Origin of the sequence: Acinetobacter sp. 102 (genome assembly GCF_037028485.1) — a bacterium.
Taxonomy (GTDB): Bacteria; Pseudomonadota; Gammaproteobacteria; order Pseudomonadales; family Moraxellaceae; genus Acinetobacter; species Acinetobacter higginsii.
Genome location: NZ_JAZEZK010000008.1, coordinates 122,176 through 138,538, shown reverse-complemented (window position 1 = coordinate 138,538; position 16,363 = coordinate 122,176). Strand labels below are relative to the sequence as shown.

Sequence of the window (16,363 nt, the reverse complement as noted above, 5' to 3'; positions counted from 1 at the left end):
TTCTGCTTTTTGAAATGATATGTTAATAGGGATGGTGTTTGCCTGAAAGCTCGGTAATGATCATAGTTTGAACGTACTCGTATTCTCTCTATCTTTTTGAAAAATTGACTGTTTCTAGAATGGAATAAACAGCCATGTTATCTAAGTTTTTTATTCATCGCCCGATCTTTGCTGGTGTACTGGCAATCATCGTCATGGCTGTGGGTCTCTTTTCAATTCTAAAGTTACCAGTGGAGCGTTATCCCGATATTGCGCCACCACGAATTACTGTTGCGGCAAATTATAGTGGTGCAGATGCACAAGCGGTTGAAGACAGTGTTACCCAAGTCTTAGAACAACAAATTAAAGGCATTGATCATCTGCTGTATTTCAACTCCAGCAGTGATGCCAGTGGTAATAGCCGAATCAGTCTGTTCTTTGATCAAGGTACAGATCCAGATCAAGCACAAGTTCAGGTACAAAATGCGATTAATGGCGCGATTAACCGCTTACCCGAAGATGTACAACGACAAGGCGTTAATGTTCGCAAGTCGCTGAGTGATTCATTTATGGTGATCGGTCTGGGAGATAAATCAGGGCGTTCAACCAATTTAGATATTTCAGATTATTTAACCAATAACTTTGAATTAAATCTCAGTCGAATCGAAGGGATTGGTGAGGTCAGTGTATTCGGATCGCAATATGCCATGCGTATTTGGCTCGATCCACAACGCTTAGAACGTTATCAATTACAAGTCAGTGAAGTGCGCACTGCCTTGGAAAACCAGAATGCACAGGTAGCAGCAGGTGCGATTGGGGATTTACCTGCCGCTCAAGATCAATATTTAAATGCCAAAGTCACATCGGGTTCTTTATTACGAACACCAGAACAGTTTGAAAATATCATTGTCAAAGCCAATACAGATGGTAGCTTTGTTTACTTAAAAGATGTCGCTCGTGTCGAAGTCGGTGCTGAAAACTATCAGGTGTTTAACCGTCTAAATGGTTATCCTGCATCGGGGCTTTCACTGTCCTTGACGGTCGGGGCCAATGTGATGCAAGTTGCTGATGCAGTGTATAAGGAAGTGGCACGCTTAGAAAAAGCGCTTCCTGAAGGCTATTTTGTGGTCTATCCACGCGATGATACGCCTTTCGTAAAAGAATCCATGTCGCAAGTGGTATCAACCCTGATCGAAGCAATTGGGCTGGTGGTCTTGGTGATGTTTATCTTCCTGCAAAACTGGCGGGCTACTTTAATTCCAGCGGTTACCGTGCCAGTGGTAATTCTCGGAACTTTCGCCGTTTTAGCGGTTTTAGGGATGAGCATCAATACCCTGACTTTGTTTGCGATGGTGTTGGCGATTGGTTTGTTGGTCGATGACGCGATTGTGGTGGTGGAAAACGTTGAGCGGCTGATGCATGAACAGCAACTCAGTGCCAAGGAAGCCTCAATTCAGTCCATGCATGAGATCAGTGGTGCCTTGGTCGGGATTACTTTGGTACTGACCGCCGTATTTATTCCAATGTCTTTCTTTAGTGGTGCAACAGGGATTATTTACCGCCAGTTCTCTATTACGCTTGTGGTCGCGATGGGACTTTCATTACTGGTGGCTTTGATCCTAACCCCAGCCTTATGTGCGATTTTATTAAAGCCTCAGCAGAAACAGGCGCGTTGGGCGATCAAGTTCAATCAGGGTTTGGACTATATTAAAACGCGTTATCTCAATGTTTCACAAAAAGTCATTAACTTAAAAACCATTTCTCTATTGGGTATTGTACTGCTGATCGGTAGCTTTATTTGGGTTTATCGTGATCTGCCAACCAGCTTCTTACCTCAAGAAGATCAAGGCTTGTTAGGGGTTCAATTTCGTTTACCGGAAGGGACACCAATGAGCAAGACCGAAGAGGTTGGAAAACAAATTTCAGATTATTTCCTTGAACATGAAAAGGCCAACCTGAATGGGGTCATGGTGATTCATGGGCGTAACTTTTCAGGTACAGGACAGAATTTGGGTCAGGCCTTTGTATCGCTTAAACATTGGAATGATCGTAAAGGTTCAGAAAATAGCGCACAGCAAATTCGTGCGCGTGCAATGAAGTATTTCTCCCAAAATAATCAAGCACGTATTATGGTACTGATGCCTTCGGTGATTCGTGGGCTCGGGAACTCTGACAAAATGGAGTTTTGGCTACAGGATACCAAAGGCTTGGGTCGAGAAAGTTTATTGAACTCTTTCCGAAGTTTGCAGCAACAAGGGAATGCACTACCTTCGGTCGAAAACCTTGATAAAAAAGGCAATGATGATCAGGCCGTATTGAATATCAAGATTGATCATAAAGCTGCGATGATTCATGGTCTTAATGTCAGTGAAATTAACCGCACACTCTCGACAGCGTGGAGTGGCAGCTATATCAATGACTTTATTGATCGTGGGCGTATTAAGCGGGTCTATTTACAGGGTGATGCGCCGTATCGTGCTAAGCCAGAAGACCTGAATTACTGGTATGTCAAAAATGCCAATGGGCAGATGGTACCCTTCTCGCAATTTAGTCAGATTGCTTGGCAAGGTGCACCACCGATGTTGGAACGTTTTATGGGCTATCCTGCCATCAGCTTGGAAGCAGATGCAGCCAATGGCTTTAGTAGCGGGCAGGGGATGCAGGCCATTCGTGGTCTGGTGGATCAAATGCCTGATGTCGGTTTGGAATGGAGTGGATTGTCTTATCAAGAACAGGAATCCAGTAATCAGGCAATCTGGTTATATCTGGTGTCTGTAGCCTTTATTTTCCTTTGTCTTGCCGCGCTGTATGAAAGCTGGTCGATTCCTTCAGTGGTCATGGCCGCGATTCCACTTGGGATTGGTGGTACGATTCTATTTAGTTATTGGTTTGGTTTTGCCAACGATATTTATTTCCAGATTGCATTGTTGACCACCATTGGCCTGTCTTGTAAGAATGCGATTTTGATGGTTGAGTTTGCAGCAAGTTTACAGCAGCAAGGCCGAACAGCATTAGAGGCTGCATTACATGCAGCTGGGCTTCGCCTCAGACCAATTTTAATGACTTCAATTGCATTTGGTGCAGGTGTGATTCCATTGATGTTCTCCAGTGGTGCGGGCGCATTGAGCCGACAAGCGATTGGCTATAGTGTGTTTGGTGGAGTTGTATTTGGTACGATTCTGGTGCTGATCTTTATTCCATTCATGTATGTACTGGTCAGAACCTTGTTTAAGCCTAAAGATAAGGTTGAGTTGGCTAAATAAGAGCACTATAAATTAGTGGCAGACATGAATAATTCGTTCCTCTAATAAAGGTTCGAATTGTTCATTTTTGTTGTCTAAGTTGAGAATATAAAAAAATATTTGTAGTATTGCCGTGCCGTATAAGCGGCCTAATGAGGTTTGATTCCCTAAATGGACACGCAGAGTTGTAGTTTATTTCAAATTACACATTTTTATATTAATCAAAATCTGAATGAAGTTTTCTATTCGATCGTAAAATAATACGCTGCGTTTAGTCCTTCATTGCAGATACTTTGTAGTGAAGAGGCGAATATGAGCTACAACAACTTTTTATATTTATTAAGCGACGCACTTAAAAATAATCATATTGAATTGGCACTTGCATCAGTTGAAACATTTCAAGCCGTCGATATTGCAGATGTTTTGACACAGCTCTCGGCTGAACAAAGTCAATTGCTGCTCACGCATTTACCCGATCGAGCCTACGTATTTTCCTATCTTCTACCCAATGAACAAGTCAAATTGGCTCAAGCGATGCCTAGAAATATTCTGGCAGAGATTATTGGAGAAATGTCATCGGACAAACGCGCTGACGTGTTTAAGTGTTTAGATGAAGAGCAACAAAATGCGCTATTACCAGCCCTAGCACAGGCCGAGAGAGAAGATATCCGTCAACTGTCATCCTATTTAGAGGGAACAGCAGGGGCAATCATGAGCTCCGAATATGCGACCTTAAAACCGAATATGACGGTCAATGATGCGATTAAAATGCTACGTCTCGAAGCTCCTGATACCGAAATGATTTATTTCGCTTATGTGTTGGATGAAGCACGCAAAATTCTCGGGGTTTTATCTTTAAAGCAATTGATACTTGCACCTGAAGAGCAAAATATTAATGAGCTCATGGAAACCAATGTCTTAACCGCTTATGTGGATACCGACCAAGATGAAGTGGCAAAAACCATTGCACGTTATGATTTATTAGCGCTGCCGATTATTGATCATCAAAACAAGATGGTCGGGATCGTGACCTATGATGATGCGATGGACGTGGCCAGCGAAGAAGCAACAGAAGACTTCCTAAAAGTCGGTGCGGTCAATGCATCATCTAAACTCAGTATTAAGTCGGCACCCATTTTGCAACTTTATCAGAAGCGTGTTTTTTGGTTGGTTTTCTTGGTGTTTGGTAGCTTGTTGTCAGGGATTGGTATTGCCCACTATGAAGATGTGATTGCGAAAAATCTGGTATTGGTTTTCTTTTTGCCATTATTGGTGGGAAGTGGCGGCAATGCAGGTTCTCAGTCTTCAACATTGATGGTCCGTGCTTTAGCAACGGGTGATGTGCAATTTAAAGACTGGTTTTATTTACTCGGACGTGAAAGTTTAGTTGCACTGTGCTTAGGTGGCACCATGGCGGTTGCAGTGTCATTATTGGGTTATTTCCGTGGTGATGAAATGGTGGCATTGGTACTGGCGCTCAGTATGATGGGCATTGTATTGATGGGCTGTCTGATCGGAATGAGTTTACCGTTTATTTTAAACAAAGCTGGACTTGACCCTGCCAGTGCTTCCGCGCCGTTGGTCACTTCAATTTGTGATGCGACAGGTGTGTTGGTGTATTTATTTATCGCCTCGATGATTTTATTCTGATTGGTAATAATAATCGTACCGACAAAACGGAAAATCTGCTTTATTCTCAAGCATAAACATGGTTTTTAGGTTGAGTGAATGACGGTTCCAACAGAACAAAAAAAATTAACTCAGCAGCAAGCGATTGCTGTTGAACGTGATTTAGCAAAGTTTGCCAATACCATGGACAGTTTGGTTCGGATTCCTTTCACCAAACAAGGTGTCGGAGCCGATGCTGCACTGAGCACCATTCCTTTTGCAGGTGATATTGCAGGTTTTATTTTAACCCTGTATGCGTTTAAAAAGGCGAGGGAGGTGGGTGTACCACAGCATAAACTGAAGGGTGTGGTCAAACTGGCAATTATGGATATGCTGGTCGGATTTATCCCCATTATCGGCACGGTATTCGATGTCTTTATTCGTCCAAGTCGAAGAACTTTGGAAATCGTACATGCGCATATTCGTGAGGAGTATCAGGTGCACAGTGATATTCATGTGGTCCATCCATTCTTACATGAATCACTGGAACAAAAGCAGAAGACTTCAGCTTTCTGGCGTAATCCAGTTGTCAGCTGGATTTGGTTAAGAATCCCCGATTTATTGGGAACTGCAGTCCTTATCTTATTGATTGTCGCGGTTTGGGCCGGTTTCAGTTATCTGTGGCAGTTTTATCAATCTTTCCAAGCACACTAGATTTTTAAGCAAAAATAAAGCCTCCGTGATGGAGGCTTTATCATGTATCTGATACTGATTATTGAACATTTAATTGCTGTAATGCAGCAACACGTTGTTCAATGGTTGGGTGAGTTTGGAATAAAGCAGCTAAGCTAAAGCCTTGTTCCTTACCTTCCGCAATCGCAAATGCTTTCATTTCTTTCGGCATTTGATCTGGCATTTCTGATTCTGCTTGTAAACGAAGTAGAGCAGAGATCATTGCTTGTTTACCTGCTAAACGTGCGCCGGCTTCATCTGCGCGATATTCACGTTGACGAGAGAACCACATCACGATGGCAGAGGCCATAATACCGAATACGATGTCGAGTACGATCGTAATAGCAAAATAAGCAAGGCCTGGTGCTTCACCTTCTTCACGACCAAATACATTACGGTCGATGAAGTCACCTGCAATACGTGCAAAGAACATGACAAAGGCGTTCACTACACCTTGAATCAGCGCAAGGGTCACCATGTCACCGTTTGCAACGTGACCGATTTCGTGCGCGAGTACTGCACGAAGTTCATCTTTGTTCATACGCTCAAGTAAGCCAGTTGAAACAGCTACTAATGCGTCATTTTTATTCCAACCTGTCGCAAATGCATTGGATTGGTAAGAAGGGAAAATACCCACTTCAGGCATTTTAATACCTGCACGTTGAGATAATTGCGCCACTTCTTGTAATAACCAAGCTTCTGCTTGACTACGGGGTGCATTTGGGTCAATTAATTCTGTCCCAGTGGTTTTTTTAGCCATCCACTTCGACATGAACAGGGAAATAATAGAACCCACCATACCAAAGACAAAACAGATGACTAAAAGGTTGCCTAGATTCAAGCCCCCTGCGCCATGGTAACTACCGACACCGAAGAGTGACAAGATAATGCCAGCTACAACCAGTACCGCGAGGTTGGTTAGCAAGAACAAACCAATCCGCATCATTGAGAAAACCCTCTTATAAAGAAAAAGTGATCTGATTTATAAATTATAAATCATAACGCTAATATGCAGGGCGAATTGTAAAAATTCAAGCAAAAAATAGGCATAGATACATTTAGCCTATAAAACGATGAACTGGCTGATAAACAGTGACTTAAAACAATTTCTTTATAAAAACAAGCAGCTAAAATCACGTTGTGAGAATAGCATTCTTAAATTGTTAATCACTTAGACGGATTCGAGCAGATGCTGTGGCATTTGTGGTGGTATAGGTACCTGATGGTGCATCGGTAAAGGTGCCGTCTGCAAGGGTAATGATCTGACGATTATATTGTTTCGGGGCTGGTGCAACTTCTACAGCTTCGGTTGATGGCGTGGTGTAATTGGTCGATTGTGCAATCACCTGTGCATTTGAGCTCGATGATGAGCCGATGCTTGATGCATATAGGTTTTGATAACGGCTAGTGACACGACGGACATAATCTTGGGTTTCACGAAACGGGGGAATGCCTCCATATTTATCGACATTACCTTCACCTGCGTTATATGCCGCGATTGCAAGTCGGGTATCACCATTAAATCGCTTAAGTAACCAACTTAAATATTTTGCACCAGCAAAAATATTTTGTTGCGGGTCGTAGGCATTATTCACATTAAAGCGACGTGCAGTTGCTGGCATCAGTTGCATTAAGCCTTGGGCACCAACTGGAGAGCGGGCATTGATATTAAAGCCTGATTCAGTGTGCATGACCGCTTTAATTAATCCCTCAGAGACACCATGTTGCTGTGCCGCTTGGCGAATCAATGGATCGAATGCATTTTTATTACGGCTATAGCTCGGAAGCACTGAAGCCTCACTTGCACCCCAGTTACTATAACTATGGATATTACTGTCGGGATAGTAGGTTGCTTTCACCACTTTTAAATGGCTATATTCTGCTTTCTTCTTATTGGTCAGCAGCGTTGTACCATTGTTGTCTTTAAATTGATAAATCGTCTGCCCAGCATAGCTTGGTGCTATGCCATTAAAAAAACCGATTGTCCCCAAGCAAAGGGTAAAAAAATATGTTGTTTTGTTCATCATTATAATATTCACGAAAGGATGAGCATAAGTTCTTCACAGCAGTGTAACAAAAAAAAGTAAAAAAAGAACTTTCGCTACAATTTTTTTATTTTCGACTGTTAGACAAAAATCAAGTCATTTTGTTCGAATGTTCAGCAAAAAAAATTAAAATATTTTTTTTAAAAACTAAGTCTTGACTTATATAAGTCATTGATTTTGCTTTTATAAAATCATTGGTTAAAAAATGATCAATTTAATCGGAAGCCTTATTTTAAGATAAAAAGAGTTTGTCAATAGCGAAGAAATCCACAAATTTATCCACAGCTTTTGTGGACAACTGTGGAAAAGTTTGAAATATAAGCAATCCAGCCGAATCTGAATTTTTTTGATCAGAATTTTACCAGTATGAAACTCAAATATGACGATTGGAAGAAATTGAAAAATTCTTTAGATGCGCATTTTTTCGGAATGAGATAAAATCTTGCGGGTATTTTTGTTTATGAGTAAATCACGTCTATGTACGCGCCAGTGGAATCCAACCAAGGATTTAATTTCAAGCCAGAACTTCCGACAAGTTCAGCGTATTATCGCCTGTTGAAAAAGCTTCGTCGTCAGGTTGGGCATGCAATTCGTGATTACAACATGATCGAAGACGGTGATAAGGTCATGGTTTGTGTGTCTGGCGGTAAAGACAGCTATACCTTATTGGATATCTTGCTGCAGTTTAAACGGATTGCACCTATCAATTTTGATGTTGTGGCTGTGAATCTGGATCAAAAGCAACCGGGCTTCCCAGAAGATATCTTGCCGCGCTATATGGAAGAGAACAATATTCCATATTACATTCTTGAAAAAGATACTTATACCATTACCAAGCGCTTAACACCTGAAGGCAAGACCTACTGTGCAGTATGCTCTCGTTTACGCCGTGGTTCGCTGTATGGCTTCGCTCAAGAAATTGGTGCAACCAAGGTTGCATTAGGTCATCACCGTGATGACATCATGGCAACGTTTTTCTTGAACTTATTCCATGGTGGTAGTTTGAAGGCGATGCCGCCAAAATTACTTTCATCGGATAAAAAGAATATTCTGATTCGTCCTTTGGCTTATGTCGAAGAGAAAGACATTATCAAATATGCGGATTTACGCCAGTTCCCGATTATTCCGTGTAACTTGTGTGGCTCACAAGAAAACTTACAACGCGCCATTATTAATGACATGTTGCGTGAATGGGATAAACAGCATCCAAAACGTTTACACAGTATTTTTGGTGCCTTACAGAATGTGTCTCCATCACAATTGGCGGACCGTGAGCTATTCGATTTTGAAGCGTTGGATGCTCAACGTGAATTTGATATGAAAGACCCAGAAGAGTTGAAAAATCGCTTAGATGTGGTCAATCTCAGTTTTGCTGCTGAGTAAAGTGTAAAAGTTTTTGAAAAGGTACTTGTTAAGTACCTTTTTTTTATCAAAATTTTAAAAATTGAATCACGCGTACAAAAAATCATAGCCTAAAATAAAAATTACATGCTATAACAGGGCACGAGCAAATTGCTTCATGAGATGTCGTCTGGATAGATGGCACAAGAAATTGAACAAATACATTTGAGGAATAATCATGGCTGCATTTTTAACTGATGATTGGTTTGCAACTGTTGAAAAACTTACTGCTGAAGCAGGTGATTTAAACTTGCCACCAGCACTTGCGAATTTAGCGATTAACTTGGTTGTAACAGATGCAGCTGGTAATACAGAGTTGGCTTTAGATGCGGGTAAAATCCAAAAGGGTTTATCTTCAAATGCTAAAACAACTTTGAACATGGATGCTGAAACTTTACGTAAAGTATTCTTGGAATTTGATATGGCTGCTGCGATGCAAGCATTCATGACTGGTAAAATCAAAGTGCAAGGCGATATGTCTCAGCTTATGGCTTTACAAACAGCTAAGCCAAGCCAAGAGCAAAAAGATTTATTCAAGAAAGTACTTGAGCTTACTGCTTAAGTCTTTCTGAATAAAAAAAGCTTACCCAGAGGTAAGCTTTTTTTATATCTATTCAGTTATACATCAATACGGCTATTGGTCTTGAGATGTTCTAAATAGGTACGAATACGCGTCACATATTGTACGGCTTGTTTATAGCGACCATTTCGAGCTTGGTTACGCTGTAAATAGTCATATAAATTGACCCACTGATTTGGGTCTTTGCCTTGTGCACGAATACGTTTCTGAATCTGGCTGACTGCACCAGGACCCATATTGTATGCAACCAAAGCATACCAGTTACGGTCTGGATAAGGCACATTGCCAAATTGATCTAACATCAGATCAAAGTACTTTGCACCACCTTGAATACTTTGCAGTGGATCTGAGCGATTGCTTACGCCCATCGCTTTGGCTGTACTGTTGGTCAACATCATTAAACCACGTACGCCAGTGGGAGAAACTGAGCTTGGTTTAAGATAAGACTCTTGATAGCCAATTGCTGCGAGTAAGTGCCAATCTAAATTATATTTAGATGCGCTTTGTTTAAAGCTGGCCTTATAAATCGGTAAGCGTTGTTTCAAATCTCTTTGAATCGTAGACCAAGACTCTGGTTTAACCACATTGCGGTTATAGAATGAGGCCAATTGCTGGGTTGTACCCGATTGCTTACTTTGACAGATAAAACCACTCGCCGTAAGTGTGAGGGGATCATCAGCTTGCTTAAACACCCAGTTTAGCTGAGGATTTAAACCATTTTTACTTAAGCTTGCTTGATCGCCACAACTTGCTGAAAATGAAACCAGTTGTTTATTTTCAATCGCAGCCAGATTGGCTGTTGTCATAGCAATGTTCGCTTTACCTTGAGCAACCCATTTCAATGCCGTGGCATTGTCAGGAACGGTTTTGAAATCAAGCTTTACATTTAAGCTTTGTGCGTAATTACGCACTAAGTCATAACCAAAACCATGTTGGAATTGACCGTCTTTAAAGACCGTGGTTGGACTTTCAACTGCAACGACAGTTAAAACGTTGGTATTCACAACCATATTGTATTGATGTGATTTTTCAGCATTCAAGCTATTGAAAGGAAGAATTGCAGCTCCTAATGCTAAAGCTTGAAAAGGTCGTTTGGAAGATAAAGAGTTAAGGCTAGGCCTCGACCCAGAACTTGAATTACTGTGCATGTTGTCTCCGCTACAGGTAATTTATGCCCAAAAAGTTCAGCAAAACACTGCCTTAACTTTTAAAAGTTGATAAATTCAATAAGGGTGGGCAAGTCATGAACGTCATTCAGTAATGACATTGAGTTAAAAGGAAGATGGTGCAAATGTTTCACAACATTTACAAAGTGTATAAAAAATAAACAAAAACAAACTTAGGGGCGCATATTAAGCGGCAAAACCAAGAATGTCAAATTTTGCACAATAAAAAATTGAGAGTTACATCACAAACCTATGATTTGGAAAAGAATAAAATTTATACACTTTAGTCGTGGCGAAATAAGGCATACAATGCAAAAACTTGTAAATGGACTGTTGTATTAACGTATTTGGGCTTATGAAATCGAATTTAATTACGCGTACTGGGCATGACCTTTTGGTTGCTGAGCTAAAAAAGCTTTGGCATGACGAACGTCCTGAAATAACTAAAAAAGTAAATTGGGCGGCAAGCCTTGGTGATCGTTCGGAAAATGCTGATTATCAATATAATAAACAAATACTTAGAAAAATAGATCGTCGGGTTCGTTACTTAGGAAAACGTTTAGAAGAATTAAAAATTGTCGATTATGTGCCTGAGCAAGAGGGAAAGGTCTACTTTGGTGCTTGGGTTGAAATCGAAAATGATGCAGGGGAGCAAAAAAAATTGCGTCTCGTGGGTGTCGATGAAATCTATGATCACCATCCGCAACATATTTCGATTGAGTCACCTATGGCGCGTGCTTTACTGGGGAAACAAGTGGATGATGAAGTTGAGGTGCATACGCCGTTGGGCAAAAAACTGTGGTATATCAACTCAATTCGTTATGAAAAACCTGAAAATGCTTAAAATTACAGAGCGTTGATTTTATTTTGAGCGGTTGATGCATTATTTTGAATAAAAGATTTGCCAAGTTGAACTTTTATTTATATGATAGCCGCCATTGGAAGCGTGGCAGAGCGGTTTAATGCACCGGTCTTGAAAACCGACGAGGGTGTGAGTCCTCCGTGAGTTCGAATCTCACCGCTTCCGCCAAATTCAAGTTTCTGACACTGTTTAACACTATATAAGTTTATGATTTGTAAGGTTAAAGTTGGGAATGTACGATATAACAAGCCGTGACGCACTACGCCAATCGGTGGTTATAAAGTAGTAAAAAATGCAGTAAGATTATTTCTTACTGCATTTTTTTATGTCTGAACTATGGCAACTCGTGGAATCAATAAGCTTAGTGCTTTACAAGTTAAAAAAGCCAAACCTGATCCTGATAAGATGTATAAGCTGTCAGATGGTGGAAATCTTTATCTGCGTATAGATCAGGGCGGTAGCAAATATTGGATATTCAATTACACACGCCCATTCTTAGGCAAGCGTAACGATTTATCTTTAGGCACTTACCCAGAAGTTTCGTTAGACGATGCTCGTACGATTCGTGATGAATATAAAAAACTTATCAAACAGGGCATAGACCCTGCAATGGAAAGGATTGAAACTAAGTCTCAGAAACAGAAAGAAGCAGAAAACACCTTTCGTATTGTTGCTGAAGCATGGTTATATAAACGGGAGTTGGAACAAAAGCAGGATGAAGAAACTGTTCGTCGTTTAAAGCATGATGCTTATCCTTATATTGGTGATTTAACTTTTCCACAACTCACATTAGAGATACTAGAAGCTAAGGTCTTTAAGCGCATCATTGAACGTGGTGCATTGTCAGTAGCCAAGCGTCTTAAATCAGACCTGAACCAAATCTTTAAGTCAGCGCGTAAGAAAAAGCTGATTCAGTATAATCCTATTGAGGATATAGAATTACCAAAGCCACAGGGCGGAAACTTTGCAGCTGTAACAGAAGAACAGGATTTAGCTCCGATGCTGAATAAAATTTGGAACTACTCCAAACTTTATACACGTTGTTTATTGACCACGCAGGTAGCATTGAAAATCTCTGTGCTGACATTTCAGCGACCTGGGGAGATACGCAAGCTGAAAAAGGAGTATTTTTATCGTGAGGAGCGCTGCTTTAAATTTACAGCCAGTAAAACCAAGCAGCTTCATATTGTACCCTTGTCAGATCAGGCTTTTGGTCTAATTGAGTCAATCATTGATCTACATCCATACTGCGAATATATCTTTGTTGGTCGAGATGGCAAAAACATTATTTCTGATAATACCATCAATTCAGCTTTAAAGCGTCTAGGTTACGGTGGTGAACAGACAGCACATGGCTTCAGGGCAACTGCACGTACTATGCTGGATGAAATTCTAGAGCAGCGTGTGGACTTTATTGAGCATCAACTGGCACATAAGGTAAAAGACAACAATGGTACAGCTTATAACCGAACCAAGTTTCTGAATAATCGTCGTGAGATGATGCAGGAGTGGGCAGATTATTTGGGGTCTTTACTTGAATAAAGTGAATTGAAGCGAGAAGAATGTTGATCTTGTAATTAAATTGCTAGTCAAAATATTACCGAGAAGTCTAAGAGAAGCCAATTTGTAATAAATTGGCTCTGTGTACTTTAAATAAATGAGATATTTATGTATAAGTAATTAATTTTATATAATGACCATTGTCTTAAATGGCAGTTGTAATGAGTGCTGAGTGAGTAATTTTTTAAGCTATCTCTTCACAAGAGGATAAAAGACGTTTTGCATATGCGTATGCCCTAACTTTTACCCATGTTTCATTTATCATGAAACACCAAATTAATAAAAAAATAACGTGTAGGATGATTAGAACATAGTATTCAGATGGTAATAAGATTAGAGAGTTTATATCCACATATTTATCTTTAAATTTAACATAGATTATTGAAAGACTTATTAGTAATGAGGCTAAAATAATTATTATAGCTGTGGTTTTAAAAGCTAATAGATTTCTGCTAAATCCATAATTCATGTTTTCTTTAAGAATTAAAGGATATTTTTTACTATCTCTTGTTTTTTCTTTTAGGTAGTTAATTGCTGAAATATAGTATTGATCAGCATTGGCAGGATTAGACCTTTCAGCTCTTTCAGTGACATTTTTAAAGTTTGATACTAATGAAACTAGCTTTTCTCTATATCTTTGTTTTGTATATTTGTCAAGTTCATTGTTTGAGTGGCGTAAAATAAGAGTTGTAGGAGCGCCACCCCATTTAGTAAATAACGTTTGTTGAATTACATTTCCTTTTGATGACATTTGATTGGAAAAAAAATTAACTACTCCACAAGTCAATAAGATTGTTAACAGAGAGCCTAATAGTGTTCTAAGTGGTTCAAACAGTATATATGCCGTTAATATTATTGGTAAAACAATAAAGAGTGCAGGTCTTACTCGTGCAGAAAGTGAGTATTGATCAAAATAGTCTGATAGTTTCACTATATTTTCTCATTCTATAAAGTATATATGGTTTCGGTTGGATGCAGGTTTTCAAGTATTTGGTGCTTAGATATTCCTACATGAACTCTAAAGACTTACCCTCACTCTCCAAGGTTATCAGTAGAAATTATAGCTAACTTCAGGGATGGGGAAATTTAAAAAAAGCCCAATAACGCACAACTTGCTAACTAAAATAAATCATTAAATTTTAATTGAAATATCAAAAATAGCTACCACTTATTATACAAGAATGATTATGGGGTTTTAAGATGATTACAAGTTATGAGATAGAGTTTTTGCCTGTTGGGAGTGGGGAAAAAAGTGGAGATTGCATTCTTTTTCATTACGTTGAAGATAATGTAGGAAAAATCATTGCCTACGATGGTGGCACTCAAACATCTGGCAAAGCTATGGTTGAACATATTAAAAAATACTATGGTATGGATAAGATTGACTATCTTATTAATTCACATCCGGATGGTGACCATGTTTCTGGATTAACTTATGTGTTGGAAAATATGCAAGTTGGTGAAGTTTGGATTCATCAACCGTGGAAATATAGTGCAGAGATTCTAGATCTATTTCATGATGGACGTATGACTGCAAATAGTCTTAGTGAACGTATGAAAACTAAATTGAGACTGGCTCATCGTGTGTATGAACTAGCTATAGAACAATCTATTCCAGTGTATGAACCCTATGCAGGCGCAAAAATTGGACCATTTACAGTTCTGTCTCCTGATGAGGATTGGTATAAAAATACACTAGTACCAGACTTTTCAAAAACTCCACCAAAAGCAAAAATGGTTTTTGAAAATATTATGGATGGCATGGAAAATTTTGTTGAAACAGTTGCTAAGCTACTAGAGGAATCTTGGGGTGATGAGAATCTTCCTAATAACGTTCAAACTTCAGCAGAAAATAATAGTAGTGTAGTGCTATATGCCAATTTATTAGGACGCGGATTCGTACTTACTGGTGATAGTGGTGTCGAAGCTATTGATAGGGCTTGTATTTTTGCTGAACGAAACAATTTAAGACTGAAAGAAGATTTAAAGTTTGTTCAAGTACCACATCACGGTAGTCGGAGAAATGTATCTACTACTGTACTAAACCGTTTATTAGGTGAGCCGATCAATTTTGATGCGCATAATCTTACTTTAAATAAGACGGCATTTGTTTCAGCATCCCAATCCTCTAAAAAGCACCCTAGAGACCGTGTTGTGAATGCTTTTATGCGTAGGGGATTTAAAGTTGTTGCAACTAAAGGAAGTACAAAACGACATTATAATGGAATGCCTGAACGAGCTGGCTGGGGTTCAGTAACCCCATTAGAGTTTTCATATGAAGTAGATGATACTGATAATTAACTTTTTCTAAAATTAGCTACAATACTGCTTAATTATTTTTCTGCTTGAGCTAGGTATTAATTTGACTTTCAGTCCAAGTAGGCTTATTGCAGTTAAGTGGGCTATATAGTAAATGATTTATGTAAAGAAGCCCCAATGCTAAGTTAGGGCTTCTCTTTTATTCGTAGTGATAACGACAAGAAATGATAGTTATCGCTACATCACTTACTTCATAGACTAATCTATTTTTTTCATCTATTCGTCTGCTCCAAAACCCCGCTAAATCACCGAGTAATGGTTCAGGCTTGCCAATACCTTCAAAGGGAGTACGAAGACACTCTTTGATTAGTGTATTGATACGCTTAAGAGTTTTTTTGTCTTGGCTTTGCCAGTACACATAATCCTCCCAAGCTGTTGGAGTAAAACTAGTCTTCCGTTTCATCTAAAAGTTCTCTTTCGATTGCTTTAGATGCCCGTAATTCTGCAATTGATTTCGCTAGGTGTGCTGCGTTACTTGGAGAAGACATGAGGTACAATGTTTCCATTATACTGTTGTAATAGTCTTGGCCCATTACAACTGCATGTTGACCTTCTTTCCTCGTAATTACTGCAACATCTGAATCATCAATAACACGGTCTAAAACCGTTTTCAGATTATTGCGAGCATCGGTATAAGTGAAAATTTGCATAGTCTTAATTTTCCTATTACTCAAGCATTACAAGTCATTAATTACGATATTCATTCGCCACTATATTTTGACATTTCATTTAACACTATTTTTGGTCACTTCTTTAGATACATTGATCATTACATTTGGACACTATGGCTGGCTGTATTTTCGTCATTCAATTTTGGGCATTAAATTTAGATACTTAGATAGACACTAGTTAGCTTATTACTCTTACAA

Annotated in this window: 14 protein-coding genes and 1 tRNA gene; 9 read left to right on the top strand and 6 right to left on the bottom strand. The window is 39.4% G+C overall.

All coding sequences use genetic code 11. The features are described 5' to 3' along the window. Positions 1-134: 134 nt before the first annotated feature. The 3 genes from WA352_RS09970 to WA352_RS09960 all read left to right on the top strand — a co-directional run bounded on the left by WA352_RS09970 (position 135) and on the right by WA352_RS09960 (position 5,543). Complete coding sequence (locus WA352_RS09970) at positions 135-3,242, top strand: efflux RND transporter permease subunit (protein WP_336142371.1); 3,108 nt, start codon at positions 135-137, stop codon at positions 3,240-3,242. Positions 3,243-3,533: 291 nt separating this feature from the next. Beyond that, on the top strand, positions 3,534-4,871 hold the full coding sequence (gene mgtE, locus WA352_RS09965) for a magnesium transporter (RefSeq protein ID WP_336142369.1): 1,338 nt from the start codon (positions 3,534-3,536) through the stop codon (positions 4,869-4,871). A 78-nt stretch (positions 4,872-4,949) separates the two neighbouring features. Next, the gene (locus WA352_RS09960) at positions 4,950-5,543 is read left to right on the top strand and encodes a DUF4112 domain-containing protein (RefSeq protein WP_336142367.1); all 594 of its coding nucleotides are present in this window, start codon (positions 4,950-4,952) and stop codon (positions 5,541-5,543) included. A gap of 58 nt (positions 5,544-5,601) precedes the next feature. Here the strand turns inward: WA352_RS09960 and htpX are convergent, their stop codons facing one another. Together htpX and WA352_RS09950 are read right to left on the bottom strand one after the other, a co-directional pair. Continuing rightward, on the bottom strand, positions 5,602-6,507 hold the full coding sequence (gene htpX / locus WA352_RS09955) for a protease HtpX (RefSeq protein WP_033134302.1): 906 nt from the start codon (positions 6,505-6,507) through the stop codon (positions 5,602-5,604). 217 nt (positions 6,508-6,724) lie between these two features. After that, the gene (locus tag WA352_RS09950; protein WP_336142364.1) at positions 6,725-7,585 is read right to left on the bottom strand and encodes a lytic transglycosylase domain-containing protein; all 861 of its coding nucleotides are present in this window, start codon (positions 7,583-7,585) and stop codon (positions 6,725-6,727) included. Between the two features lie 498 nt (positions 7,586-8,083). On the opposite strand from WA352_RS09950, the gene ttcA reads away from it, so the two are divergent. Continuing rightward, entirely contained in the window at positions 8,084-8,989 is a 906-nt protein-coding gene (ttcA, locus tag WA352_RS09945; protein WP_004801563.1) for a tRNA 2-thiocytidine(32) synthetase TtcA, read from the top strand. Between the two features lie 196 nt (positions 8,990-9,185). Continuing rightward, entirely contained in the window at positions 9,186-9,569 is a 384-nt protein-coding gene (locus tag WA352_RS09940) for an SCP2 sterol-binding domain-containing protein (protein ID WP_004801562.1), read from the top strand. A gap of 56 nt (positions 9,570-9,625) precedes the next feature. Here WA352_RS09940 and WA352_RS09935 read toward each other — a convergent pair whose 3' ends face one another. Then, positions 9,626-10,735, bottom strand: coding sequence for a transglycosylase SLT domain-containing protein (locus WA352_RS09935; protein ID WP_336142361.1), 1,110 nt, complete (start codon positions 10,733-10,735; stop codon positions 9,626-9,628). 373 nt (positions 10,736-11,108) lie between these two features. Between WA352_RS09935 and greB the strand changes: the two genes are divergently transcribed. From greB to WA352_RS09920, 3 genes are all read left to right on the top strand, one after another. Continuing rightward, entirely contained in the window at positions 11,109-11,597 is a 489-nt protein-coding gene (gene greB, locus WA352_RS09930; RefSeq protein WP_005202026.1) for a transcription elongation factor GreB, read from the top strand. Between the two features lie 96 nt (positions 11,598-11,693). Then, positions 11,694-11,783 (top strand) — tRNA-Ser (locus WA352_RS09925). A gap of 168 nt (positions 11,784-11,951) precedes the next feature. Then, entirely contained in the window at positions 11,952-13,157 is a 1,206-nt protein-coding gene (locus WA352_RS09920) for a tyrosine-type recombinase/integrase (RefSeq protein WP_005150469.1), read from the top strand. Positions 13,158-13,359: 202 nt separating this feature from the next. Here WA352_RS09920 and WA352_RS09915 read toward each other — a convergent pair whose 3' ends face one another. Then, positions 13,360-14,106 (bottom strand): hypothetical protein, encoded by a 747-nt coding sequence (locus WA352_RS09915; RefSeq protein WP_005150471.1) that lies wholly within the window; start codon positions 14,104-14,106, stop codon positions 13,360-13,362. Positions 14,107-14,375: 269 nt separating this feature from the next. Between WA352_RS09915 and WA352_RS09910 the strand changes: the two genes are divergently transcribed. After that, on the top strand, positions 14,376-15,476 hold the full coding sequence (locus tag WA352_RS09910; RefSeq protein ID WP_005150472.1) for a ComEC/Rec2 family competence protein: 1,101 nt from the start codon (positions 14,376-14,378) through the stop codon (positions 15,474-15,476). Positions 15,477-15,633: 157 nt separating this feature from the next. Here the strand turns inward: WA352_RS09910 and WA352_RS09905 are convergent, their stop codons facing one another. Beyond that, on the bottom strand, positions 15,634-15,897 hold the full coding sequence (locus WA352_RS09905; protein ID WP_005150473.1) for a Txe/YoeB family addiction module toxin: 264 nt from the start codon (positions 15,895-15,897) through the stop codon (positions 15,634-15,636). Next, positions 15,881-16,144, bottom strand: a complete 264-nt coding sequence (locus WA352_RS09900) for a type II toxin-antitoxin system Phd/YefM family antitoxin (protein WP_004671839.1) — start codon at positions 16,142-16,144, stop codon at positions 15,881-15,883. Before WA352_RS09900 ends, WA352_RS09905 begins: the two co-directional genes overlap by 17 nt. Positions 16,145-16,363 lie beyond the last annotated feature (219 nt).